General features: G+C 41.5%; 17 protein-coding genes. All 17 read left to right on the top strand.

The genetic code is table 11. From position 1 onward, the window contains the following. The first annotated feature begins 243 nt into the window (after positions 1–243). The 17 genes from DWW90_RS18640 (at position 244) to DWW90_RS18560 (ending at position 25,871) form a co-directional block, all read left to right on the top strand. Complete coding sequence (locus DWW90_RS18640) at positions 244–828, top strand: RNA polymerase sigma-70 factor (RefSeq protein WP_122346062.1); 585 nt, start codon at positions 244–246, stop codon at positions 826–828. Between the two features lie 185 nt (positions 829–1,013). Further along, a complete protein-coding gene (locus DWW90_RS18635; protein WP_233547820.1) occupies positions 1,014–1,877 on the top strand; it encodes a FecR family protein in 864 nt (287 codons plus the stop codon). A 285-nt stretch (positions 1,878–2,162) separates the two neighbouring features. Next, the gene (locus tag DWW90_RS18630) at positions 2,163–5,579 is read left to right on the top strand and encodes a TonB-dependent receptor (RefSeq protein WP_122346061.1); all 3,417 of its coding nucleotides are present in this window, start codon (positions 2,163–2,165) and stop codon (positions 5,577–5,579) included. Between the two features lie 31 nt (positions 5,580–5,610). Continuing rightward, positions 5,611–7,503: a RagB/SusD family nutrient uptake outer membrane protein gene (locus DWW90_RS18625; RefSeq protein WP_122346056.1), complete on the top strand. Its 1,893-nt coding sequence runs from the start codon at positions 5,611–5,613 to the stop codon at positions 7,501–7,503. A 100-nt stretch (positions 7,504–7,603) separates the two neighbouring features. Further along, a complete protein-coding gene (locus tag DWW90_RS18620; RefSeq protein WP_122346055.1) occupies positions 7,604–8,737 on the top strand; it encodes a metallophosphoesterase in 1,134 nt (377 codons plus the stop codon). 134 nt (positions 8,738–8,871) lie between these two features. Continuing rightward, positions 8,872–9,891 (top strand): MBL fold metallo-hydrolase, encoded by a 1,020-nt coding sequence (locus DWW90_RS18615; RefSeq protein ID WP_233547819.1) that lies wholly within the window; start codon positions 8,872–8,874, stop codon positions 9,889–9,891. 273 nt (positions 9,892–10,164) lie between these two features. Then, positions 10,165–10,716, top strand: coding sequence for an RNA polymerase sigma-70 factor (locus DWW90_RS18610; protein WP_122331382.1), 552 nt, complete (start codon positions 10,165–10,167; stop codon positions 10,714–10,716). Positions 10,717–10,773: 57 nt separating this feature from the next. Then, complete coding sequence (locus DWW90_RS18605; protein WP_122346054.1) at positions 10,774–11,823, top strand: FecR family protein; 1,050 nt, start codon at positions 10,774–10,776, stop codon at positions 11,821–11,823. Between the two features lie 183 nt (positions 11,824–12,006). After that, the gene (locus DWW90_RS18600; RefSeq protein WP_122346053.1) at positions 12,007–15,261 is read left to right on the top strand and encodes a TonB-dependent receptor; all 3,255 of its coding nucleotides are present in this window, start codon (positions 12,007–12,009) and stop codon (positions 15,259–15,261) included. 18 nt (positions 15,262–15,279) lie between these two features. Beyond that, a complete protein-coding gene (locus tag DWW90_RS18595) occupies positions 15,280–16,965 on the top strand; it encodes a RagB/SusD family nutrient uptake outer membrane protein (RefSeq protein ID WP_122346052.1) in 1,686 nt (561 codons plus the stop codon). 70 nt (positions 16,966–17,035) lie between these two features. Beyond that, a complete protein-coding gene (locus tag DWW90_RS18590) occupies positions 17,036–18,859 on the top strand; it encodes an FAD-dependent oxidoreductase (protein WP_122346051.1) in 1,824 nt (607 codons plus the stop codon). Between the two features lie 7 nt (positions 18,860–18,866). Then, positions 18,867–20,135, top strand: coding sequence for a polysaccharide pyruvyl transferase family protein (locus tag DWW90_RS18585; RefSeq protein ID WP_233547818.1), 1,269 nt, complete (start codon positions 18,867–18,869; stop codon positions 20,133–20,135). A gap of 122 nt (positions 20,136–20,257) precedes the next feature. Continuing rightward, positions 20,258–21,070, top strand: coding sequence for an alpha/beta hydrolase (locus tag DWW90_RS18580; protein WP_122346050.1), 813 nt, complete (start codon positions 20,258–20,260; stop codon positions 21,068–21,070). A 9-nt stretch (positions 21,071–21,079) separates the two neighbouring features. Continuing rightward, positions 21,080–22,858: a hypothetical protein gene (locus tag DWW90_RS18575; RefSeq protein ID WP_233547817.1), complete on the top strand. Its 1,779-nt coding sequence runs from the start codon at positions 21,080–21,082 to the stop codon at positions 22,856–22,858. Between the two features lie 27 nt (positions 22,859–22,885). Next, on the top strand, positions 22,886–23,770 hold the full coding sequence (locus DWW90_RS18570) for a hydroxypyruvate isomerase family protein (protein ID WP_122346049.1): 885 nt from the start codon (positions 22,886–22,888) through the stop codon (positions 23,768–23,770). A gap of 10 nt (positions 23,771–23,780) precedes the next feature. After that, on the top strand, positions 23,781–24,911 hold the full coding sequence (locus DWW90_RS18565) for a glycoside hydrolase family 43 protein (protein WP_115498588.1): 1,131 nt from the start codon (positions 23,781–23,783) through the stop codon (positions 24,909–24,911). Positions 24,912–24,974: 63 nt separating this feature from the next. Beyond that, positions 24,975–25,871 carry a YitT family protein gene (locus DWW90_RS18560; protein WP_115498537.1) on the top strand — a complete coding sequence of 299 codons (897 nt, stop codon included), beginning with the start codon at positions 24,975–24,977 and terminating at the stop codon, positions 25,869–25,871. Positions 25,872–26,116: the final 245 nt, after the last annotated feature.

Below are 26,116 nucleotides of genomic sequence, written 5' to 3'. Positions count from 1 at the left end.
CAACTTTGTTAACCTTAAATCTAATACTATTATGAAAAAACCACAGTGCAAATGTACGGCTTCCCCGCAAATTATCAATGGTTGAAGTGTTAATTAGTACTGCTGTGTTTCTAATAAAAATTAATTGCTAACGAATAAGCCTTTTATCGAAAATAAAATTATCTTTGTCTGGAAATATAAAGAAAAACGTAATAGTCAATGGGCTCCGCGCTTTTTTACCACAGATTGAAAGGAGATGATAATATGGAAGCGAAAATTGACATTGAAAGAATAAGGAAAGGGGATCATGTTGCTTTTAAAACTTTCTTTGAATGTTTCTATCCTAAATTGATGGCACTTGCTTGTCGTTTTGTAGATGAGCAAGTGGCTAAAGATTTGGTGCAAGAGGTTTTCGCTTCTTATTGGGAGCAGAAAAAGATGATACAACCGGATAATATTCAATCTTTTCTCTTTAAATGGTTACAAAATAGTTGTCTGAATCATATTAAACATCAAATGGTTGTCGACGAATATGAATCGCGTGTTCGTATTGCAGAGGCGCGTATTGCTTTTTTAGGTGAAACCAGTGATGCCAATGAAGTCCTTAAATCTGTTATAAATCAAGATTTGCGTGAGATAATAGAGCTTTCCGTTAATAAATTACCTCCTAAATGTGCACAGGCTTTCCGATTGGCCTACTTCCATGATATCAGTCATAAAGAAATAGCCGAAATTATGGGAATATCTTCGCGAACAGTTGAAGGGCATATCAGGCAGGCGCTTGTTTTTCTCCGGGAAGACCTGAAAGGACTTTTTATGCTTATTTTCATGCTTTGTAACATAAATTGAATTTTTCCTCATATTTGACTACGTAGTTTGTTTCGTCTTAGTTGTCTTCTTTGTATAAATACAATAAAAAGATGGACGAACAATTACTCATACGATTCCTCACTCACACTTGTACTCCTGAAGACCTCCGGTTAGTCGACCGGTGGATTGCTTCCAATAAAGCGAATGCAGATTGGCTGTTTGAGATGGAACGTGTCTGGAGTTTGAAAGATGAGTTACGATTTTCAGATAAAAAGGAGATAGAGGAGGCATATAATCGTTTTACTCTTTCCCAGGGAAAGAGTAAAAATGCTGTTCAGCATTTTTACCTATATTCAATATTAAAATATGTGGCAGCTGTCCTCATCATCGGATTATTAGGATTGAATCTTTATAAAATGGTTCAACCGGCAACTGTAAGCGAGAATACGGTTGAAGTACCAAAAGGACAAAGAGCATCTCTAATGCTTTCCGATGGAACAAGGATCTGGTTGAATTCCCAAAGTAAACTTATTTACCCGACACAATTTTCTGACAAGGAAAGGAATGTTCGGCTTGAAGGGGAGGCTTTTTTCGAAGTGGCCCATAAGGAACATCTTCCTTTTGTCGTGCATTCACCTTTGCTGGCAATAAAGGTATTGGGTACGAAATTTAATGTAAAAGCTTACTTGAACGAAAAGTCCGTTGTCACATTAGCAGAGGGAAAAGTTGAAGTGGAAACAAACGACTGTAAAAATAAATTGACTCTCAAACCAAACGAACAGATTTCATATTCGGAAAGTTCCGGTTTGACATTGGAAAAGAATATCAATACGAATACGGTTAAGTTGTGGATGAACGGAGAAGGCGCTTTCATCCAATGCCGACTTGATAATATTGTCCGTGATTTGGAACGGAAATTTGATGTGAAAATAATTATAACAGATCATTCTTTAAGTTCTGAGGTTTTTACTTGCCGCTTTAAGGATACAGCTACGATTGAACAGGTTTTACATTTACTGAAAGAAACCCGGAGATTGGATTATTCATTTGAAGGGGAACAAATACGGATTTTCAAACCATTAAAATAAAAAGCCTATGGGAAAGGATTTATAAAAACGAAGGCTGAAGATACGGCAATATCTTCAGCCGGGATTAAGCGAGTAACGCTTTAGTGAACCTAAATTTATTACTAACTAATCATTTACAAATGTATGCATTATATTATGAAAAATACGCCATGCGGTGTATATAAATCGTCATGGCTTCGAAAAAGTCTAAATATTATGAGATGTGTTATATTATTCATACTATTGGGAACCTTACAGTCTTTTGCTAATTTGAGCTATTCACAGTCGGTGAAATTGTCATTGAATATGGAAAATACGACAGTACAGGAGGTCCTCGCTACTATTGAACAAAAAAGTGGTTTCTATTTCACTTATAATTTAGAACAGGTAAAAGTAACTCGTAAGGTTACTGTCAACTTTAAGGATAAGACAGTTCCCGAAATGTTGGATGAACTATTTGCAAAAGAGAATATCCATTATGTGATAAACGACAAGCATATTGCCTTATATAAAGGAAACGAAAAGCAAGCTACTTTACAAGCAAAGATAAATATAAAAGGCGTAGTAACGGATAAAAACGGAGAACCGATCCCCGGTGCCAATATCATTGAAAAAGGAAATCCTACTAATGGGACTATTACCGATGTCGATGGGAATTACACTTTATCCGTTTCTGGAAATTCTGTGTTGGTAGCTTCTTATATAGGATATAATAGAATCGAAATTCAAGTTAAAGATCGTTCCGTTGTCGATATTACATTATCAGAGGATACGCAAGCATTGGAAGAGGTAGTTGTCGTTGGTTATAGTACCCAGAAGAAAGTAAACCTGACTGGCTCGGTTTCCACTGTCAATTTTGAAGAAATGTCATCAAGGCCCGTTACCGATGCCTCTCAAGCGCTTAGCGGTGCCTCACCTGGCCTTCAGATCATGCAAAGTTCGGGGCAACCTAATGCAGAGAGTTTTTCTTATAATATTCGCGGCGTCGGGACACTGAATTCTTCCAGTCCTCTTATTCTTGTTGATGGAATGGAACAAAGCATCAGTATGGTCAATCCTTCTGATATAGCCAATGTTTCCATCCTTAAAGATGCGGCTTCTTGTGCCATATATGGAAATCGCGGTGCTAACGGTGTTATCCTTATCACGACCAAAAACGGCACGGAGGGTAAAATTAGTGTGACGTATGATGGCACAGTCTCATATAATGAACCTTTCAAAATTGTTCATACAATTTCGGATTATGTCCAGTATATGAAATTGATGAATGAATCATCTAATAACTTGGGAAACTCCGATATGTTTTCTCAGAGTTCTATTGATCTTTGGGAAGCAGCTAAAGCTGATCCTAATGGAATTTCCGCTTCGGGTTATCCGAACTATGTAGCTTATCCCAATACAGACTGGTGGGATGAGATTTATACGAAGCAATGGATGCAGAAACATACGATTTCACTCAATGGCAAGGAGAAGAAAACAGGTTATTCAATGAGCTTTTCCTATATAGATAATCCGGGTATCATGAAAAATACGGGATATAATCGCTATATGGGGCGTGTGAACTTGTATTCTGACATTACCGACTGGCTGCGGGTTGGAACTCGTACATCGGGAAATGTTACCGATCAAGAAGTCAGTGTTACCAGTTATAATGGGAGCAGTCATATCAATTCCATGAACACGGAGAAGATGGTTCCTTGTATATATCCGTATTATGATGGAAAATATGGTGCGCCGGAAGGACCCGAAGAGGATCCGCAGTCGCATAACGGGCTTTGGGATAATGTATTGAATGGGTTTGACAAATATTCACAACTTTATACGGAGTGGTATGCTCAAGTCAAGTTTCTGAAATATTTTACATATAACTTTGATTTCTACTATCAAGATCTTCGCCGTGAAAGAAAAGTTTCAGACGCTTCCGTTGGAAAGTTCAGTTTTTCTAAGGGGGCTTATTCAACAGGAGCTGATGACCCCTCAACTCTTTATACTCGTATGTATTATACAAGAACGAATCGCACGAAGTTGAATCATTTACTTAATTATAACCAGTCTTTTGGCGTCCATGATGTGTCGGCTATGATTGGCTATGAGGAAGAAACGTATGGTTATAGGGAGACGAATGTGAGTAAGTTAGGACTTACAGATGCCGCTGTAAATGATCTTGATGCCGCTACAACACCTTACTCGACGGCTGGTTATGGGACTGAATATGCTGCCCGCTCGGTGTTCGGACGTGCGAACTATGCTTATAAAAGCAGATATTTGCTTGAGTTTAACTTACGCTATGATGGCTCTTCGAGGTTTTCTCCTGATTATCGCTGGGGAGCTTTCCCTTCTTTCTCGGCTGGCTGGCGTATGAATGAAGAGTCGTGGCTTAAACCAGTACAGTGGTTGACAAACTTGAAACTTCGTGCTTCTTGGGGTAAGCTGGGCAACAATGCAATCGGCAATTATGATTGGCAGTCCGTATATTCGGCAGCAAATTATTCTACCGGTCAAGCTCTAACAAGTGGTATTGCCATCACTTCTATTGCCAATGCCGCTCTTACTTGGGAAGAGACAGCCGTTACCAATGTGGGGCTTGATTTTGGTTTCTTTGATAATAAATTGAACGGTAATATAGATGTTTATAATAAGTTGACTACCGGAATTTTATATACTCCTGATATGTATATGGTGATGGGGAATGCGACTGCTCCGAAAGCGAATATTGCGGAAGTTACGAACAGGGGTGTTGAATTGGAGCTTGGATGGAGAGATAATATCGGCAAGGATTTCAGCTATAGCATTAAAGGTCAGTTTTCTTTTAATAAAAACTTTGTCAGCAAATATAAAGGTAAATTGGAAAAAGGATGGAATGAGGAACATACGGAATATTCTACCAATATAGGAGATGTTTCTACCGGTAGTACTACAAGAGTTATCGAAGGACATCAGATTAATGAATTTTATCTTCCTAATGTTTATAATGGTAACGGTTCATATTTCAATGCGGACGGTACGGTTAATATAAATGGTGGTCCTAAAGATGGTATGATCCGTACGGAAAACGATATGCAATGGCTTCAGGCCATGCAAGCGGCAGGTTATACTTTCCAACCTTATAATAATATTGCTAAAAATGCACTTTGGTATGGCGAGTATATTTATGCAGATGCGAATGGGGATGGAATTTATGGTAATTCATATGATTCTGAATTTCAGGGAACTTCAACCACTCCAAAATATAATTTTGGTATCCAGGCCAGCGCAAACTGGAAAGATTTCGATCTTTCTATGACTTGGGGAGGATCTGCCGGATTTAGTATTTACTACTATGGTAGGGCAAGAAATTCAAGTGAAACAACTTATGGCTATGCAATTCCAGATGCGGTAGCGGATGATCATTATTTCTATGATCCTGAAAATCCATCGGATCCGAGAACCAATCTGTCTTCAAAACAACCTCGTTTGGTTAATGTGTCGGGGGCTCAGAGCTCAGCAAGTTCTTCTCTTCATTTGGAGAAAGGGAATTTCATTAAACTTAGAAATTTGACTTTAGGATATACAATGCCTAAAAGTATTTCTAAAAAGTTCTATGTTGAAAGACTTCGTGTCTATGCTTCCGGGGAAAATCTTTTTGCGATTACCGGCTTCTCTGGTATGGATCCTGAAATGCGTGTTAGCATGGGATATTCTACTATGCGTCAGTATGCCTTCGGTATAAATTTAACATTTTAATTATTTTGGAAACAGCTAATATATTGAAAATATGAAAAAATTATTCAGAAAAATAGCTATCATCGGAACTTTATCGGGTATGTTATTCGGTTTAGGAGGATGTGCCGGCGATCTTCTTGATACATCTCCAAGTTATAGTTTCTCAAGTTCTAATGTGTGGACCAGCCCTATTTTGGCCCGTGCAGCTGTGATGGGTGTATATAATGAACTGTATGAAAAATTCTCTAAAAATTACGATAGCCCTTCTATCGGCATTCCGTTTGATGCCTGGTCGTCCGTAATGGATATTGATATGAACTGGAAAAATAATTGTTTTGTGATTTCCGGTTCTTGTACACCTTCGGATGGAAATGTCGGTAATCATTATAAGTATTATTATACGATTGTATATAGGGCTAATGATGTTATTAACAACATTGATAATGTCCCGGAAATGGAGGACAACGAGAAAGCGCGACTGAAAGCCGAATGTAAATTTCTGCGTGCTTGGGCATATTATCATTTGAATGTCCTGTGGAGAGGTGTTCCCATCTATACGGAAAATGTGGAGAGTTCGGAAGCAACCAAAGCGCGTTCATCGGAAGCTGAGGTATGGGAGCAAGTTCTTACAGATCTTACGGATTGTATTAATGAGCCTAATCTTCCTGGTAAATATGCTCAAGGTAATAGTAGTTATGGACGTATAACAAAAGGTGCTGCTTATGCTTTCAGAGGTTATGCTTATCAGTTTATGGGGGATTATGCTAAAGCCCTTGTAGACTTTGAAGCAATTGAAGGGCTTGGATATTCACTTTACAGTCCGAGTAATGGCGTAAAAGGAAACAGAGATTTCTTTCAGCTCTTTAAACCGGCTAACGAGCAATGCGATGAGATGATTTTTTCAATACAATGTGTTGAAACAAGTGGTATGGGGAATCCGAGAGGAATCAATTATGGTAATCGTTGTACGGGTGGTTCTGCTTGGAACAATTATCTCCCGAATCCAGCTTTTGTGGAAATGTACGAGTGTGCGGACGGATCTGAATTTGATTGGGAAAAATATTGTCCCGGATGGCATTCGATGACTCCCTTGGCAAGAGTTGCTTTCTTTCTGCGTGACGGACTTCAATCCGGTAAAGGAGAATGGGGTACAACAGAAGCGACCTCTAATTATCAGGCTCTTTATAATAATATGGTTTCTTATGGTGCCGATATGAGCAAATATTTGGATCAAGGAAATGAGGCAAGAATACGTCAGGCATATGAAGATCGTGATCCGCGTCTGATGCAGTCGATTATAACTCCTTACTCGACTTACGACGGGAATCAGGCAGGTGTAGGAAATCATACCTGGACGCTCCGTTGGCCGTACATTCTGGATGCTGGAGAACCTTATGACATCCGTACAGATACAAATTCTAAGTTTTATTATCTTTGGAGGAAATATGTAACAGAGAATGATGAATGTACGACTCGTTGGGTCTATTCCGAAGATATTATACTCTGTCGTTATGCTGAAATTCTTCTTAGGCGGGCTGAATGCTTGAATGAGTTAGGCAGGACGAGTGAGGCTGTTGCTTTTGTAAATAAAGTAAGACAGCGTGTTGGGCATGTTCTTCTTAATGATCAGGCTTATCCTGCGACTGTTGTGAGTGGACAAGAGGATATGCGGCAACGTATTCGTAAAGAGTTTTATGTTGAACTTGGAGGTGAAGACTCTATGTTCTTTAATGAGCTTCGCTGGGGTACATGGTACGACAGGAAGTTTAAAGATCATTCTTCCGGACAGGTAGGAGAACTTAATACGAATGGTTTGATGCAGATTTGGGGTGAGACTACTTACAAGCATCTTAGCGTTGGTGAACAAATAAAGATTTGGCCGATCCCTGCAAAGGAAAGAGAGATGAATTCAAATCTTACGCAGAATCCGGGCTGGCAGGATTAATCTGTAAAATGTGAATAATGAAAATAAGAGGTATAAAATGAAAGGTTTATACCTCTTATTTTAAACTATATTATATTTACATCATATAAATATCTATATCATGAAACGAAGAGCATTTCTAGCAACCAGTGCAACATCGCTTGCAGGTTTAGTATTCGGAAGCCGATTGTCCTATTTATCTGAATCGAACCTGGAGAAAAAATATTCAATCGTATTGTTAGGTGATACACACTTTGATACGGAACCGGCCAGTGTGTATCATGCAGACTATAATGAACCGGTAGAATGGTTGAACCGAGTACAACGTGCTGAATTTGCCCGTAATGGGGAGATGTGGCGAGAGCGTTGTCCTTTGTTACTTAAACGGGCTGCCCAACTGATTGGTGCTGACACCAAAATGGTATTTCAATTGGGTGACTTGATTCAAGGAGATTGCGGTAATCCGGAGGTCCACAAAAAAATGTTAGAAGACGTGATGAACCGCTTCAAGTCAGAACTTCATGGTTTGCCCTTTGTGACTGTGACGGGTAACCATGATATCCGAGGAACGAACGCAAAAGAGGCTTATCATACCTATATGCCGAAACGGATGTCTGAGGAATTAGGAAAATCCATTATTCATACGAACTTTTTCTTCACGATCGGTAGTGATGCTTATATTGTACTGGATTTCAATGACCCCGATGATACACTCATTGATCAGATGCTAAAAGAGTGTGAAGGAGCCCGACATACATTCATATTGACTCACGGTCCGATTTTACCCTATGACGGAGGAAGCTGCCGATGGTTCTTCCATGGAGGTAAGTCGGTTGAAGAGACTGCTGCACGTAGACATTTTCGTAAAGTATTTGCCCAACGGAACGCCTTGTGTATCTGTGGACACATTCATACGACTGAATTGGCAGATTGGTATGGGGATGGTGGCCGCATTACACAAATGACAGTTAATAGCGTCTGGTCTAAACCGGAGTTAGGGACCTATTCTTGTACGTCGGATCAGCCGCGGGATTACGGTAATATTCACGAAATGGCTAAATCCAAGAGAAAAGAGGACGGATCCAAATATGAGGACGACATTGAGCTGTTGAATGAATATAAATCCGGTTTGAAAACCTATATCCGTTCGACTTCGGCAGGCTCTTATAAAATGAATGTTTCTGACCAGCATGTAACTATCGATTTCTACGCTGGTAATTCAAAGGAGATTAGTAAACATTTCGAGTTGAGGTGATAAATGCGTACTCATCCAAATATAGTTTTATTGAATGTGACGCGAGAGTAGGGTAATATTTTGGCGTATGCCAATTTCCCTTACCCTGCTATAATCAGTAAAATTTCACGAGCGAAAATTAAATAATTATTCAAATGAGAAAGAGTGTATTTTTATTATTATTGTTTGTTTTGCCATTGTATATGTTGTTACAAGCGCAGGAAAAAATGGTGCCTTTTTGGGGAAAGCAAGAAGTGTATCTGATTAATCAAACTGAAAAAACTTTTCATCTGGTAGATGCTCTCTTAAAAGATAACCCTCCTTCCTCTGGTAATCCGACATTGGCTCGTAAAGCGGCATTACAATTATTGGATGGTGTATTTCATGATACGCGTTTGGATGGTAGCGGAACTCTCTCCCGATTCATGGAATCTCGTTTGGGCGTGCTTTTGGAAGATATGCAGAAACCATTGGTAGAGGGTATTAAAGTGTATAAACTCTATAATGACGGATTTATCGTAAAGACAAAAAGTGTTACTGTTGCTTTTGACTTGTATCGTGGGGGAGCTATGAAGGAATCTCCTTCTTTGATTTCAGATAAAACGATGCAAGCTATTGTTGAACAGTGCGATATTATGTTCCTTTCTCATAATCATCCGGACCATATAGATCCGGTTGTCGTAAAAATGTTTACAGATATGGGAAAACAGGTGGTTGCTCCGGACAATAGTTTGGTTGGAAATAAATCGGTAACTCATATTCGTTCGGAGCAGATTATTGATAAAACATTCAAAACAAGAGGGGGCAAGCTGGATGTAAAAATATTGCCGGGGCATCAAAGTGAACTGATTAACAATATCCATGTGGTGACGACTCCTGAAGGTTTTACTTTCGCACAGACGGGTGATCAATATAGTGAAGATGATTTGGAGTGGTTATTTGATGTGAAAACAAAAATTCCTGCATTGGATATTTTATTGATTAATTGTTGGGCGAACCGTTTGTCCGATACGATTGAAGGGTTCAATCCAAAACTCGTGATTACAGGACATGAAAATGAATTGGGACATACGATTGATCATCGCGAATCTTATTGGACTTCATTTATTAAATTAGAAGATGTTAGAATCTCCAGTTGCTTAATGACGTGGGGAGAAGTCTATTGGTATAAATAACAGCCTAATTTCCAATTAAAACTAAATACGCAGAAAAATGAGACATTATCCAATCGCTACGACGACAGTCAAATAGGTGGAAAAAAGCTTGTTGTGTCCAAGAAAAAGCGACATCTATTCTTGAGAGGGATTCGCTCTACTCAATACAAAAGTAAATCTTCTCCTTTCAATCGTTAAAAAGCCCCCTCTAAATAAAAATATAACCTTTCCGTAAGTAGTTTTCCCAGATAAATCGTCTATACTTGTAGAAACGTTTCTTTGTTAGCATACGTTATGGATAGACCGAAAGAGGAAGATCGAGAGTTGAATCAGTTTAAGGAGCTATATAAATCGAATGCTCCGATACTGATCTTTTATGCCGGGAAATATGTGGATGCCACTACTGCCGAAGACTTGGTGCAGGATGTATTTCTTAAAATTTGGCAGAAGAGGACTTTCTTGTTTTTAAAAGAAGGAATAAGGACTTATCTATATCGTTCGGTCCAGCATGCCTGTCTGGATTACCTGAAGCACCAGGAGGTGAAAGGAGACTATATTAGTACCGTCACAACTAAATTGAAAGTAGAAGAGATTTATTATAATGATGATCCGCAATCTCTTTTTGCGGAAGATGAACGTTTGGAGCTTATCTACAATGAGATGGACAAGTTACCTGGAAAATGCCGTGAAATCTTTACCATGTCTTATTTGGAAGAGCGAAAGACTGCAGAAATAGCCGTGTTGCTCAACATATCTACCCGGACGGTGGAAGCGCAGCTTTATAAGGCACTAAAGATTTTACGGGGTATTTTAGCTGGGTTTTTGATCTTTCTTTTAAAATTCTGAGACTTGGCGTAAGTATATCCGGAAAGTTAATCGTGTATAATATAAACAAGTATTGGAATGTCTGAGAAATATAACATAGAAGAATTGATAATCCGTTTTCTGCAGCAGGATATAAATGAGGAAGAACTCCGTTTCCTGGAATCCTGGCTGGAGGAAGATGCGGAACACAAATCTTATTTCTTTGATCTGAAATGTATATCAGATTCCAGCCGTCGTCCTTTCTTTTCGAGAGAAGATGTGAATGAGGCAAGTTGGCAGAAAATGCATGCCCGTATGGAAAAACGCTATGAAACGGTGTCTTCTCTTGCAAAATCACAGACATATGGTTTATGGCTTTCGCTGGTAAAATATGTTGCAGTTGCGGTATTGGCTGTCGGATTAGGCTGGGGAGTCCATGCGTTTTATGGAAATGTAAAATCGTCTTATTTGGCGGAAGAAAGTATCGTATATAATGAAATACATGTTCAAAAAGGTGGGCGTGCCAATACAGTGATTTTGTCTGACGGAACGAAAGTTGTGCTGAACGCAGCAACAACACTAAAATATCCGGCCAGTTTTAACGGGAAAAACCGCCAGGTTTATCTGGATGGGGAAGCCTATTTCGAAGTAACTAAAAATGAAGAAAAGCCATTTGTCGTTAAGCTGAATAAGCAGGACATAACAGTATTGGGTACGACATTTAATGTACAAGCGTATAGTAATGAATTATATAGTGAAATAACACTTTTGAGTGGGCAAATTTTGTTGGAAGCATTCAATGAAAAGGGAGAATCTATGAGTCGTATGTATTTGAAGCCTGATCAGAAAGCGCTATCGGATAATAAAATGGGTTCTGTTTCTCTACAAGACGTAAATGCATCCCTGTCAAATGCGTGGATTAACGGAGAGTATAAATTTAAGGATGCGTCGTTGTCTTCCATTGTTAAACGTCTCGAGAATTATTATAATGTAAAGATCTATCTGGACGATAAGCGTCTGGAACAGATAAAATATACAGGTACATTTTCACTGGATCAGGATATTCTGGATGTACTTCGAATCATCGATTATGAAAAACAGTTCACTTTTAAGCGGGTGAAAAAGGACATATTCATAACAAGTAAATAATTTGTATAACTATTAAATCTAACTGCCTATGCATAAATTCCCGGTCATTTAAAAGTAGAATCGGAAAATGGTTGCAACATTTCCCGATTCAAAAATCATTTTTAATTAGTTAACCGTTCTCCTTCGCTCTTGTCTGGAAAACTCTGCGAATGAGACAATTTAATAATAAAAACATCCAAATGTATGAAAAAAGAACGAGATGATAGTGCTTTACTGTCACTAAAAATAACACGTATTATGAAAATCACGCTAATGCTCATATTAGTAGGAATACTCCAAATCTCCGCGACAACTTATGCCCAGGAGCATCGTATTTCAGTTTCAGTAGAAAATGGAACATTTTACGATGTCGTCTCACAGATAGAGAAACAGTCCGAGTTTATGTTTTTCTATAAAAGTGAAGAGATTGATAATGACCAACGTATCAACCTGAATGCAAAGAATAAACTCGTATCGGAAATACTTAATGAAATCACGAAGAATAATAATCTGACTTACAAAATTACGGGGAAACATATTATTATAACAAAAGCAATGGTCAACTCTCAAGCTTCAAGAAAGATCACAGGAGTGGTCACGGATGAAAATGGAGAGCCAATTGCAGGGGCTAATGTAGTAGAAAAAGGAACGACAAACGGAACAATTACAGATGCTGATGGACGTTTTACTTTAGACATTGCAGATAGAGCCGTGTTGATTGTTTCTTATATCGGTTATAATACTCAAAATATTCCGATAACACAAAAGAACTCGTATAGCATAAAGTTAAAAGAGGATACGAAGACGTTGGATGAAGTTGTAGTAATTGGTTATGGTTCTGCCCGTAAAAAGGATGTAACAGGAGCATTAACGCGTGTAGATGTTACCGAAAAATCAACTATTCCTAATGTTAACCCGGTACAAGCTCTGCGGGGAAGTGTTGCAGGGGTTCGGGTTATTGATACAGGTATGGCAGGAGCAGATGGAACGATACAGGTTAGAGGGACGACCTCTATAACTGCAAGTAATGATCCGCTGATAGTATTGGATGGTGTTCCATTTTCAGGAGGACGTTTATCGGATATTAATACGAATGATATTGAAACGATTGATGTTCTTAAGGATGCCAGTTCTACAGCTATTTATGGCTCTCGTGGTGCTAATGGCGTTATTATGATCACGACTAAAAGAGGTAAAACATCGAAACCTCAGCTGAATTATAATGGTTATGTCGGTTTTTCTGATTTTGCCAATATGCCGAAGCTTATGAGTGGTGAACAATATCAACAATTGCGTAAAGATGCCGAGGTCTATATGAACCAAGAGTTGCCTTTTCAAACGATTGAAGAAGAAAATATAGCAGCCGGCCGAACCATTAATCCTTGGGATGTGATTAAGCAGGATGCTCCGATGACTGAACATGAATTGAGCATTTCTGGAAAGGGAGAAAAAATGACCTATTATCTTTCTGGTTCTTTTACATCTCAGAAATCACCTTTAGTCGGGGACCAATTTAAAAGATTATCAGTGAGAGCCAATTTTGATCTTCATGTTACAGATTGGCTTGAAATTGGAACAAATTCCAGTTTTGCGACAAAAGACTATTCAGGAGCTGAGGCCAACTGGGGAGATGCTGCAAGATTAAGTCCATATTCGTCTATTCGATATGATGACGACGGGACATTACGTCGCTTACCCTATGGTGATGGTATGGTTCAGAATCCACTGTGGAATGTGGAGATGAAAGATAATAAGGAGATTTCGTATGGAGTGTTTAATAATAACTATATGATAATTAAACTTCCATTGAAGGGTTTGAGTTATCAGATGAACTTATCTAACAACTTGCGATTTAAGGATGTAAACAACTATACACCAGCGTATAATCGTGACGGTTCGTCTTGGTTAGGAAGCGGCTCGAAAGAGCATCAGTTTACCCATGATCTTATTTTTGAAAATATCGTCAAATATAATAATACGTTTGCAGAAAAGCATAATGTGGATGTAACGTTGATGTATGGTTACGAATATAGTAGTGCAAATAAATCAACATTAAGCAGTAATAATATATTTAATGATGCTTTGGGATTTAATGGATTAGGCATTGGTGAAAATCATACGGTGAGTACGACAGCAGGGAAATCTGCCGCCGTATCAAGTATGGCACGTGTCGGTTATCGTTTTGCTGACAAGTATATGGTAAACCTGACTGTTAGACGAGATGGCTATTCTGCTTTTGGTAGTGATCGTAAATATGGAACATTCCCTTCTATTGGTTTAGGTTGGGCTCTTTCTCAGGAACAGTTCATGAAAAATATTTCCTGGTTAGATTTTTTGAAATTACGTTTATCATGGGGTAAGAATGGTAATCGTGGAATTAGCAGTTACGAATCATTAAGTACGATGGATTTGGCCCGATATGTATTTGGTGATGGAGGAAACACTTCAGTCGGACTTTATCCTACTTCTATGGCAAATCCTTTGTTAGGATGGGAAACCTCACAGTCTTATAATTTAGGCTTGGATTTTACTTTGTTTAATAGTCGTTTGAGCGGTAATATCGATTTATACAGTACAAAAACGACTGATCTTTTGTTGGAAGTTAGTATACCAAGCATGACGGGCTATGATAAGTATTTGACTAATATTGGAGAAACTCAAAACCGAGGAATTGAACTGACTTTAAATTCCGAGAACATCAGTATGAAAGATTTTTCATGGAGTACCTCATTGAATTTTTCAGCTAACGCGAATAAGATTCTTCATCTTTCAGGGGAAGATTTGGATGGTGATGGAAAAGAAGATGACGATATAGGGAAAAGTCGTTTTATCGGATATTCTATGGGATCAAACTATAATTATGTTTTTGATGGAATATGGCAGGAAGGGGATGATTTCTCTATTGACAAATCTGCAAAACCAGGCGATATAAAGTTTAAGGATATTAGTGGCAATGGTTCCATTGGTCCGGAAGATCGTATGGTTTTGCATAATAACCGTCCGAAATTTACAATGAGTATGAATAACATGTTCAGATATAGAGATTTTACGTTATCCTTTTTATTGGATTTGAGATGTGGTGGATATGCTGCAAATAATTGGATAAATCCGGGAACAGAATATTATAATCGTTGTAATCAGTTGGATTTACCTTATTGGACTCCGGAAAATCCTTTAAATGATCGCCCCAGTGTTGGTTACTCCAATCCGCGTAGTTATGGATTTTATGAAAAGTTGACTTATTTGAGATTGCAGGATGTTTCTTTGGCGTACAGTCTTCCAAAATCACTAATTCAAAAGTTAACATTGAATAATGTAAAAGTTTATGTTAGTGGAAAAAATCTTGCAACTTGGACTGGTTGGCATGGATGGGATCCGGAACATGCTTCCGGAGGGAGAGCTTCCAAGAATGGTCCATTGATAAAATCATGGGTTTTGGGACTTCAGATCAGTTTATAATTAAAAAACGTAGTAAAGATGAAAAAATCAAGATACATAGTTTTGTTCTCTACGCTTATTTTATTGTTGGGAACACAGGTGTCATGTAGCGATAGCTACTTGGAAGAGAAGCCGATGGATAAATTCAGTCCGGAAAACTTATTGACTTCTAAAAAGGGGTTTGAGACAGTAATTTACTCCTTACATAATTTTGCTCGTAGCGGACTTTTTCAGTCGAATAATGAAGATGTCATGAATACCGGGACAGATGTGGCATGCAGCGGTGTTACAGATGGTCGTTTCTTTAATGATTACAGTCTGATTCTACCGGAGCATGCAACCCCCAAGTTCTATTGGAACTGGGCTTATCAGAAAATGTTGAAAGATGCTAATCTTGTTGTTACCAGGGCAGAGAATCCAAATGTCTCTTGGACAGAAGACGAAAAAAATGCAATTGTAGCAGAGGCTAAGTTTTTTCGGGCTTATACATATAATATTTTAGTGAATCTTTTTGGAGGTGTGCCTATTGTCGATAAAGAAGAACTGAGTCCTCGTTTTGATTATACACGTGCTTCACGGAAAGAAGTTCTTGAGTTTATCCAGAAGGACTTGGAATTTGCAGCCCAATATTTACCGATTGTTACATCTGATGCTTCACAAGATGGACGTATTTTTCGAGCTGCGGCAAACCATCTGTTATCAGAAGTATACATTAGTTTAGGACAAGAAACAGGAGATCAGTCATTTTATGATAAATCGATAGCCGCTGCTACTGCTGTTATTGACGGTAGTTGTGGAGAATACGCACTCGTGAAATCCCGTTTTGGTGATACAAGCCGTCCGGGAGATTATTACTCTGACTTGTTTTGGACTAACCAACAAAATAGAGCCTCAGGCAATAAAGAGGGGATATGGGTCGTACAGTTCGAATATTTGACTCCGGGAGCCGAAGAAGCTAACAATGCACAACTTCGTCTTTGGGGACCTAAAATAGAAGATGTAACTTATCCTGATGGTAAAAAGATTCTGGTTTGTGACACAGTAGGACGTATGCAGGGGATTATTCGCCCTTTAAATCATGCTAATTATGAGATATGGGATGATCCGAACGATATGCGTTACTCTCCTTATAACTTTAAGAAAGATTTTTATATGAATAATCCTGATTCTAAGTATAATGGGGAAAAATTAGTTCTGACAAAGAAGGATGATGGCAAAATGTATATTACTTTGTCTGATGGAACAATAACGGATAAATCGGTTGATACATTTAGAGTGTGTTATCCTTACTTCCGTAAGATAGAAGGGGAAATGCCTTGGGGGGCTATGGCTGGAAGGACACCTAATGATCGGTACATAATGCGTCTTTCTGAAACTTATTTGTTAAGGGCGGAAGCCTATTTCCATAAAGGAGATTTGGTAAATGCTGCAAATGATATTAATGTTGTCAGAGGAAGAGCACAAGCTAAACCCGTTCAGCCTGGTCAAATATCGTTAGATTATATTCTGGATGAACGTATGCGCGAATTAGTTGTTGAAGAACCGCGTAGAAAGACTTTGGTTCGACTGAATAAATTATATGAAAGAACGATGAAATATAATTTCAGGGTTAAGGACAATATGGAACCTTACCATGAATTATGGCCAATTCCTCAAACAGCAATTGATGCGAATACGGGTGCAAAATTATTACAGAATCCCGGTTACCCCGGAGCTGCCGAGTAAATAATACAAGTGAGGGAGCGGGAGCTTTCCTGCTTCCTCATAGTTTGTAACACGATTAATAATAATAGGTATGCAAAAAGTATTTCGACTTATTTATATGATGCTTATGTGCCAAGCTTTTATTTCTTTTTCGCTTCTTGCGCAGAAAAAGGACTTTGTACTGGTTGAAGCAGAGAGTTTTAATGAAAAAGGTGGATGGGTATTGGACCAGCAGTTCATGGATCAGATGGGATCTCCTTTCCTGTTGGCTCACGGTATAGGAAAGCCGGTGCAAGATGCTTCAACGGAAGTAATGATTCCGAAAAAAGGGACTTGGCATGTATATGCCCGTACCTGGAATTGGTGTTCTCCATGGAAGACGAAAGAGTCTCCAGGTAGGTTTAAAATTGCTGTAAACGGAGCGGCTCTTGATAACGAATTGGGAATGGGAACACAATGGGATTGGGAATATGCCGGAAGTGTCGAGATAAAAGAAAAGAGCAATATTGTTACATTAAAAGACTTGACCGGATTTGAGGGACGATGTGATGCGATCCTTTTTACAAAGAACAAAAATTCCGCTATCCCCAACCGGAAAGACGATTTGTCGGCGTTCAGAAAACAACTGTTGAATATCCCGGTTAAACCCGAAGATGGAGGCCATTATGATCTCGTCGTAGTTGGAGCCGGTACAGCAGGGTTGAGTGCAGCTATCAAAGGGGCACGGGAAGGTTTGAAAGTAGCGTTGATTAATAACCGTCCTGTTCCGGGAGGAAACAACAGTACCGAGATAAGGGTGGTTGCCAGTGGGGAGATGAATGTAAAACCGTATACTGCTTTAGGAAATGTAATCAGAGAAATACGGAATGTATATAGTAAGGAAGATCAGGTTATTGAAATGATACAAGCGGAGAAAACGCTGTCCTATTTCCCGAATATGCATGTGTTTGCAGCTTCCAAGGAAGGCAAGCAGATAAAGTCTGTGACCGCTAAACATATTGAGAATGGAAAAGAGATAGAGTTCTTTTCCCCATTGTTTGTCGATTGCTCCGGAGATGGCAACTTAGGTTATCTGGCGGGTGCCGAATATCGTGTGGGGCGCGAGATGAGGCAGGAAACAAGAGAAACATTAGCTCCGGACAGGCCGGATAATATCGTGTTGGGTGCGACAATTTCATGGAAAAGCAAAGTGATGCCGGCTGAAGTATCATTTCCGAGATGCGAATGGGCGATACAGTTCAATGATGAATCTTGTGAAAAGGTTATTTCCGGTAGTAATTGGTGGGAAAGCGGTTTCCGCTATGACCAAGTAAATGATGCAGAATATATCCGGGATTATCTGTTCCGCGCTATCTATGGAAACTGGGCTTTCCTGAAAAACGACAGTAAGTTTAAGAAAGAATATGCAAACCGGGAACTGGACATGATGACTTACATTGCCGGAAAACGGGAATCACGTCGTCTGGTAGGAGATGTATTCTTTGTACAACAAGATATAGAGAAGGAGTATGTAAGGTATGATGACGCTGTTGTAATAGGAACCTATTCGATAGACCAACATTTCCCGACTCCTAAAAATACATTCTTTTTCCCGGGAGAGGAATTTATTTCAACAATGAAACATTATTTTAATGATCTGGGAACTCCCCGCCGTTATTTGCGTGATGACCAGGTTCCACCTCCTTATCGTATTCCTTACCGTTGCCTCTATTCTGTTAATGTCGATAACTTGTTTATGGCAGGGCGGAACATCAGTGTCTCGCATATTGCATTGTCTTCTACCCGTGTACAAAATACAACCGGGATGATGGGGGAAGTGGTTGCTGCCGCAGCTATTCTTTGCAAGAAATATAATTGCCAGCCGCGTGAAGTATATATTAAACATTTGAAAGAATTATTAGACTCATTAAAATAGGAAAACTATGATGAACAGACGAGCTTTCTTAAAGCAAGCAGGCATTTTTTCGGCTGCAATATTTCTGCCATCCTGTTTGAACAAGGTGAAGGAAGAGAAGAGAAATCCATATTTGTTGGTTGTTTCTGGCTGGCAGGATGTGAATATTGGGGATATTGCCCATACGCCGGGTTTGCTGCATATTCTGCAAACATATCTGCCAGAAGCAACTATTACCTTGTGGAAACGGAGCAAGAACGAAAAGGTAGAGGCTTTGCTCAAAAAGAATTTTCCTAAGATAGATATTCTTTATGGTAATCCGGATAAAGATTTTACGATTACAGACGGCAGATTATTGGAGGCCATTGATCGTGCGGATGTCTTTATTCACGGTTCAGGGCCGTCGGTTGTTGCGGCTAACTGTTTAGAGGCTTGGCGTAAAATCACGGATAAACCTTTCGGAATTTACGGAACAACTATCCAGGATATCTCACCTTCTCTGAAAAATCTATTGGAAGATGCTTCGTTTGTTTTCACCCGTGAGACAGCTTCAATCGGGAAACTGAAGGAAGCAGGGATCACGAAGCCTGAAATCCGTTTCGTACCTGATGCAACCTTCGCTCTGAATATTTATGATGAAGAAAGTGCTCGTGCTTTTTTAATTGCTAACGACTTGGAAGACCGTAAATTTATTTGTGTGATTCCCCGTTTGCGAAAGACGCCTTATTGGTTGATTCAGCGCGAGAGTTATACGGAAAGACAAATAGAAGAGACAACGGCATTGAACAATAAGTGGAAGGAAATCGACCATGCCAAAGCTCGGGAAGCAATCATTCGCTGGGTAAGGAAAACAGGAAATAAAGTTCTTATTTGTCCGGAAATGACTTATCAAGTCGATATAATGGATGAACTTTTGATTGATCCTCTACCGGATGATGTCAAAAAAAATGTCGTCAAGCGGGGATATTGGTTGCCTGATGAGGCGGCGTCTCTCTATAGCAAAGCTTTTTGTGTTCTTAGCTTTGAATGTCATTCACCTATTATCTCTCTGCGAAATGGGACACCTGCTTTTTATCTTCGCCAGCCGGAAGATACGATAAAAGGGCAGATGTATTATGATTTGGGCTTTGATGAATGGGTGTTTGAGATTAATGATACGACAGGTGAACAGATTGCAGATTGTCTTATGAATGTTTATTCTAACTATGATAATGCGCAGGCATATCGGAAACAGGGTATGGATAAGGCCTCCGAATTATTTGAGATGGGAGTAAAAATCGTTTCTCAATTCTTATAAAAAGACTTACATATAGTATGGTCTTATTTCTTTTTGTCCCGGTTTATAGGTGTATTTAGTTTTTTTCGTTACATTAGCACCTGTTTTTAATAACTCGGTTAATGATTAAGAAATAATACCTTATGAAACACTTTCTTTTACTGCTCCTGTCTTTTTTTGCTCCGGTGGTTTGGGCGCAGCAGGTAGAACAATTTAAGCTCTGGCCGGATAAGCCGGAAGCCAGTGAGGCGGAAATCTTTGTTTATCATCCGGCGAAGAGCGGGAAGGCGGCGCCGGCGGTATTGATTTGCCCGGGCGGCGGATATTCAGGGCTGGCGATGGACCATGAAGGGCACGATATGGCGAAGTGGTATGCTTCGAACGGTTTTGTGGGAGTTGTTCTGAAATACCGGATGCCGAAAGGCGTGCATACGATTCCGTTGAGTGATGCAGAGAAAGCGATGTCCCTTATCCGAGGAAATGCAGCCAAATGGAATGTTGATACCCATAAAGTTGGCGTTATAGGTTCGTCTGCCGGCGGACATTTGGCCGCATCTCTCAGCACATTGGCTGCGGATGCTAACCGGCCGGACTTTGCGATCCTCTATTATCCGGTAATCAGCTTTGATAAAATGAATACGCACGGCGGTTCCAAGAAGAACCTGCTGGGAAATGATATCGGCAACCAGGAATTGATCGACCGCTACTCACTCCAGAAACAGGTGGATGACAAGACGCCGAAAACATTGCTTCTGCTGAGTGATGACGATAAGAGCGTTCCGCCGTTGAACTCGATTCTCTATTATACGGCTCTGAACGAACATCATATTCCCGCTTCCCTCTATATGTTTCCCGACGGAGGGCACGGATGGGGCTTCCGGCATAACTTTACATATTACCAGGAAGTGAAAGACCTGATACAGAAATGGCTTAAACATATACAAATCACCGATTAATCCACATACATGATGAAACCGATTACATTATTACTGGCAGCCGGTTCGTTGCTGCTGAGTGCACAAGGCGTTTCTGCGCAGACGGATAAACCCGTGAAGAAGGACTATTGGAATGCAAATACCTTGCTGATCCCATATCGCCTGCCGCCTGCCCCGGCCGGATATAAGCCGACTTATATCGACTTGGACGGTGACGGCGATCCGGATATCCTGCGTACGGTGACGGCTAACGGTATTCCCGTGCAATGGATCGATGATGACGATGATATGCAATATGGCGATCTGGAAGGCGATACCGATAACGACTGCCTGATGATCGACCGCAACAGGGATGGCATTTACGGTGGTTACGGCGACTTGATTATCGACTGGGTAGGCGAAGATGAGGACGGTAATCCGGCTATGCAGGTCGTTGTCGATAACATTCCCGAGGCAGACCGGATGAAGACCGGTAACGGCCATTATATGTGGGTGATCGACACGGACAAAGACGACGTGTTCAACTACGTCGACTGGAATACGTTCACGCTCCGCTGCTGGATACATAACGGAATCAGCGACTTTTACGAAGATTATCACGGGAAGAGCGCTTTCATGAAGATACACAGCTCGACCGAACGCGTAAACGATGTCCGTATGAACTGGGAGAATCCTTTTCTGTTTTATGATCCCGACAACGACGGGCTGACGGAAATGGCAATCCGTTTCTGTGATACGCCTAAGATTGTGAAGGAAAACGGGCAGGCAAATTCCGTCCTTGCCGGAAGTATCGACTGGGCCTCCATCTCGATAGATATGGATAATGATAATGGTCCGGGCAATGAGTTCGACCTGGATATGACGATCCGCTTCACCGGTCCCGGTTTCAGCTACAAAGACCAGAAACATATCAACAAGAATCTGCGCGGACTTCCCGAAGCCGATACTTTCTTTATGGATGCCCGCTGGCGTCAGTTGCCGGAACTGTTGTATCCGGATCATGATGCCGCCTGGGATCTTACATTCAACAAAGGAAAATGGGATGAAGCCTGGTTCACGTATGACGAGGATGACGACTGCAACCGCTGGGAACGTGTCGAACTTTATCAGCCGCTCGATCCCTTCAAGGTCGGTAAAGGACAAGGCGGTATCGATAATAACGGCCAGTCGGACCCGGCAGGTGACCGGGGCGAATGGGACTTGGATAACTCCGGCCACGGCCAGTTGTACGTCAGCCCGATAGACGGAAAGATTCATCTTTACGGAGCCGAATGGGGCTGCTGGCGCATAGACCAGAACGCCAAGTTCTACCAGGGAATGGGTGGAATCTATGACGGTTACGGTCCGAAACGTATCGAGACCGAGCCGACAGTGTTCCCAACCGTGAAATATACGGATACGGACAATAACGGCTTCTTCGACTTGATGGAGTTCGATCTGGATGGTGACAAGGTCTTCGAACAGCGCATTTCCATGAAGGAACTGGGATTGGACGACCGTTGTCCGATCATCAATACCGCTGACATGAAGTATAAAGACTTCCTTGACCTCCAGTCCCAAGTCTCCGACAATATGTGGAAGAATGCTGAAAAAGCGATTGAAGTAGCGAAAGCCAAGAAGTTGAACACTAAATGGTATGCCCTGATGTTACAGCCGAAGTCTACCCGCGAACGCTATCATTACGGCTTCTGGTTGCAGTTCTATCTGTATAATGACCTGAAGGATTTGGCCGAACGGACAAACGACAAGGCTTTGGCTGGCGTGATCGACAAAGCTTATTTGCAGGGCAAATGGGAGCTGATTAAATAATTGAATTAACGAAAGAACAAGAATAGTATGAAAAACATTTCAAGAAGAACCGCCATCAAGACAGTATTGGCAGGCAGTGCAGCAATGGCCGTATCCGGTATGGAAGCAGCCGCTCCCGCAAAAAAGAAGAAAGTGGAGAAACCCGAACCGCTGAAAGGCAATATCCGCCATTCCGTGAGTAAATGGTGCTTCGGCAGCTATCCTCTGGATGAATTTTGTGAGATATGTAAGAATATAGGGATCGAATCGATCGAACTGCTCGACCCGCAGGACTGGCCTGTGGTGCAGAAGCATGGTTTGACTGTCGCTATGTGCCAGGGTGCTGGCTTAGGCATCGACCGCGGTTTCAACGATCCGAAGTTGCATGACGAACTGGTTGCCAGCTACGAGAAAGTGATTCCGATGGTGGCCGAGGCCGGATTGACCAACCTGATCTGTTTCTCCGGACGCCGCAACGGCCTGACCGACTTGCAAGGATGGGAAAACTGTGCGCAAGGGTTGAAGCGCCTGATGCCGTTGGCAGAGAAGCACAATGTCGTGCTGACAATGGAGCTTCTCAATAGCGTAGGACATAAGGATTACCAGTGCGATCATACGATTTGGGGCGTCGAGCTGTGCCGTCGTGTCGGCTCTCCCAACTTCAAGCTGCTGTATGATATTTACCATATGCAGATAATGGAAGGGAACATCATCGAGAACATCCGCAAATACCACGAATACTTCTCCCACATTCATACCGGAGGCAATCCCGGGCGTGCGGAGATCGACGAGACACAGGAACTTTACTATCCCGCCATCATGAAGGCGCTTGTGGAAACCGGCTACAAGGGCTTCGTCGGACAGGAGTTTGTCCCGAAACAGGAAGACAAGATCGCTTCACTTGAAAAATGTATCCGTATTTGCGATGTATAAACGAATGAATATGAAGAGAGTTGCTATTTATCCCCTATTGCTGATCTTCGCCCTGTGCGGATGTAAAGGGAAGACGGATACCGCTTCGGTGGAGAACGCTTTTAAGCCCGGAGAAATCTGGCCGGACAATAACGGCGTGCATATCAATGCCCACGGAGGCGGAATGTTGCAGCAGGGCGACACCTATTATTGGTTTGGCGAACATAAGACGGAAGGTGAAGCGGGCAACCGGGCTTTGGTCGGCGTGCACTGCTATTCTTCCAAAGACCTGTATAACTGGAAAGACGAGGGAATCGCTTTGTCCGTCTCGGAAGATGAATCCAGCCCGATTGTAAAAGGCTGTATCCTGGAACGTCCGAAGGTAATCTTTAATAAGAAGACTGGTAAGTATGTGATGTGGTTCCACCTCGAACCGAAAGGAGCCGGCTATGCGGGAGCCAAGAGCGGCGTTGCCGTGAGCGACAAGGTCACAGGACCTTACACACTGCTTTCCGCCGACCGTCCGAATGCCGGCTTCTGGCCGAAGAACGTGCTGGAGATTCATAAAGGCAAGGTGCCCGAAGAGGCAAAGAACGGTTTCGGTGGCGGCGACCTGCCTGCGCATCCCGATACGCTGAACCTGTTAGGCCGTGACTTCGAGAACGGACAGATGGCACGCGATATGAACCTGTTTGTGGACGATGACGGGAAGGCTTATCATATCTATGCTTCGGAGGATAACAGCACGCTGCATATTTCCGAACTGACGGACGATTACACGGCCTGTTCCGGTAATTACGCCCGCTTCTTTGTCGGTCGCTTTATGGAAGCGCCTGCCATGTTCAAGAAAGACGGCAAGTATTACCTGATCATGTCCGGCTGCACCGGTTGGGCGCCGAACCCGGGACGTTCCGCTGTCGCTTCCTCTATCTGGGGGCCTTGGGAAGAGCTGGCCAATCCCTTTGTGGGCGCCGATTCGGAAACTTCTTTCCATTCACAGAGCACATATGTGCTGCCTGTTCCCGGAAAACCCGGACAGTTCATCTACATGGGCGACCGCTGGACACCCCAAAACGCCATAGACGGCCGCTACATCTGGCTCCCTATCCGCTTCGAAGGCGATCAGCCTGTTATCGAATGGAAGGATAGCTGGAAATATTAGATATGTTTTGTGCGGCTGCATTCAAACTTTCACTACTTTTGCAGCCGCATAAAACAAACAAGAATGAAACCAACATTGTCAATAAAGTCTAACCCTTTTTCGGTTAGAGAATTAAAGGATTACCTGGGCATTGCCTTAGGTATGATTTTGTACGGTATAGGATGGACCGTTTTTCTGTTGCCGAACGATTTGCCATCGGGAGCTGTTCCGGGTATCGCCTCTATTATTTACTGGGGGACAGGTTTGCCCGTACAGTACACTTACTTTGCCATTAACGGCTTTTTACTGTTGCTTTCGTTGAAGATCTTAGGATGGAAGTTCAGCGTGAAGACAGTGTTTGCGGTTTTTGTTCTGACGTTTTTCCTTTCCGTGATACAACAATTGACTGCCGGACTCCAACTGTTGCAGAACCAGCCCTTTATGGCTTGCATTCTGGGCGCTATCTTTTGTGGTGGCGGTATCGGTGTCGCTTTTGCGTCGAACGGCAGTACGGGCGGAACGGATATCATTGCGGCGATCGTCAACAAATACCGGGATGTCAGTCTGGGACGTATGATTATGTTCTGCGATATGATTATTATTGCATCCAGTTATTTTGTGTTGCACGATTTGGAGAAGGTGGTTTACGGTTATGTGACGCTGTTTGTCACCGGCTACATGATCGACCAGGTGGTCAACAGTTCCCGCCAGTCAGTCCAGTTCTTTATCATTTCCAATAAATATGAAGAGATCGGAAGGGAGATTAATGCCTTGCACCGTGGCGTGACTGTGATCGACGGGACAGGGCTTTACACGGGGAAATCGGTAAAGATGATGTTCGTGTTGGCAAAAAAGAGCCAGTCCAATACGATCTTTCAGATCATCAATGATATCGACCCGCGGGCCTTTATCTCCCAGAGTGCCGTTATCGGTGTGTATGGCGAAGGCTTCGACCATTTGAAAGTAAAGAGTAAATCATAAATTGACAGATTGTCAAAAAGTCAAATCCGGCAGGGTTTCTTTTGCGTGTAGCAGGGAATCTGCCGGATTTTTTTGTATAATCGATTCTCGCGGACTTAAGGTTTGACATTCTGCTACCAGGATAAAAGAACGGATATCTTTTTGCTTCGGGAAACGGTTTTCATAGGCATGCGGTTGGAATGCGTGGTCATTATCTGTTCTGATATCCGGCAAAATGATAATCCGGAAAGGGCTGCCAGGAGAAG

This window comes from Parabacteroides sp. AF17-28 (genome assembly GCF_003479205.1).
GTDB classification, from domain to species: Bacteria; Bacteroidota; Bacteroidia; order Bacteroidales; family Tannerellaceae; genus Parabacteroides; species Parabacteroides acidifaciens.
Note: the sequence above shows the minus strand (reverse complement) of the source record. Positions and strands in the feature narration are given on the sequence as shown.

What these genes read in the sequence shown, in the direction of transcription:
- DWW90_RS18640 (WP_122346062.1), top strand. Translation starts at nt 244, where the DNA reads ATGGAAGCGAAAATTGACATTGAAAGAATAAGGAAAGGGGATCATGTT.
- DWW90_RS18635 (WP_233547820.1), top strand. Translation starts at nt 1,014, where the DNA reads ATGGAACGTGTCTGGAGTTTGAAAGATGAGTTACGATTTTCAGATAAA.
- DWW90_RS18630 (WP_122346061.1), top strand. Translation starts at nt 2,163, where the DNA reads ATGGAAAATACGACAGTACAGGAGGTCCTCGCTACTATTGAACAAAAA.
- DWW90_RS18625 (WP_122346056.1), top strand. Translation starts at nt 5,611, where the DNA reads ATGAAAAAATTATTCAGAAAAATAGCTATCATCGGAACTTTATCGGGT.
- DWW90_RS18620 (WP_122346055.1), top strand. Translation starts at nt 7,604, where the DNA reads ATGAAACGAAGAGCATTTCTAGCAACCAGTGCAACATCGCTTGCAGGT.
- DWW90_RS18615 (WP_233547819.1), top strand. Translation starts at nt 8,872, where the DNA reads ATGAGAAAGAGTGTATTTTTATTATTATTGTTTGTTTTGCCATTGTAT.
- DWW90_RS18610 (WP_122331382.1), top strand. Translation starts at nt 10,165, where the DNA reads ATGGATAGACCGAAAGAGGAAGATCGAGAGTTGAATCAGTTTAAGGAG.
- DWW90_RS18605 (WP_122346054.1), top strand. Translation starts at nt 10,774, where the DNA reads ATGTCTGAGAAATATAACATAGAAGAATTGATAATCCGTTTTCTGCAG.
- DWW90_RS18600 (WP_122346053.1), top strand. Translation starts at nt 12,007, where the DNA reads ATGAAAAAAGAACGAGATGATAGTGCTTTACTGTCACTAAAAATAACA.
- DWW90_RS18595 (WP_122346052.1), top strand. Translation starts at nt 15,280, where the DNA reads ATGAAAAAATCAAGATACATAGTTTTGTTCTCTACGCTTATTTTATTG.
- DWW90_RS18590 (WP_122346051.1), top strand. Translation starts at nt 17,036, where the DNA reads ATGCAAAAAGTATTTCGACTTATTTATATGATGCTTATGTGCCAAGCT.
- DWW90_RS18585 (WP_233547818.1), top strand. Translation starts at nt 18,867, where the DNA reads ATGATGAACAGACGAGCTTTCTTAAAGCAAGCAGGCATTTTTTCGGCT.
- DWW90_RS18580 (WP_122346050.1), top strand. Translation starts at nt 20,258, where the DNA reads ATGAAACACTTTCTTTTACTGCTCCTGTCTTTTTTTGCTCCGGTGGTT.
- DWW90_RS18575 (WP_233547817.1), top strand. Translation starts at nt 21,080, where the DNA reads ATGATGAAACCGATTACATTATTACTGGCAGCCGGTTCGTTGCTGCTG.
- DWW90_RS18570 (WP_122346049.1), top strand. Translation starts at nt 22,886, where the DNA reads ATGAAAAACATTTCAAGAAGAACCGCCATCAAGACAGTATTGGCAGGC.
- DWW90_RS18565 (WP_115498588.1), top strand. Translation starts at nt 23,781, where the DNA reads ATGAAGAGAGTTGCTATTTATCCCCTATTGCTGATCTTCGCCCTGTGC.
- DWW90_RS18560 (WP_115498537.1), top strand. Translation starts at nt 24,975, where the DNA reads ATGAAACCAACATTGTCAATAAAGTCTAACCCTTTTTCGGTTAGAGAA.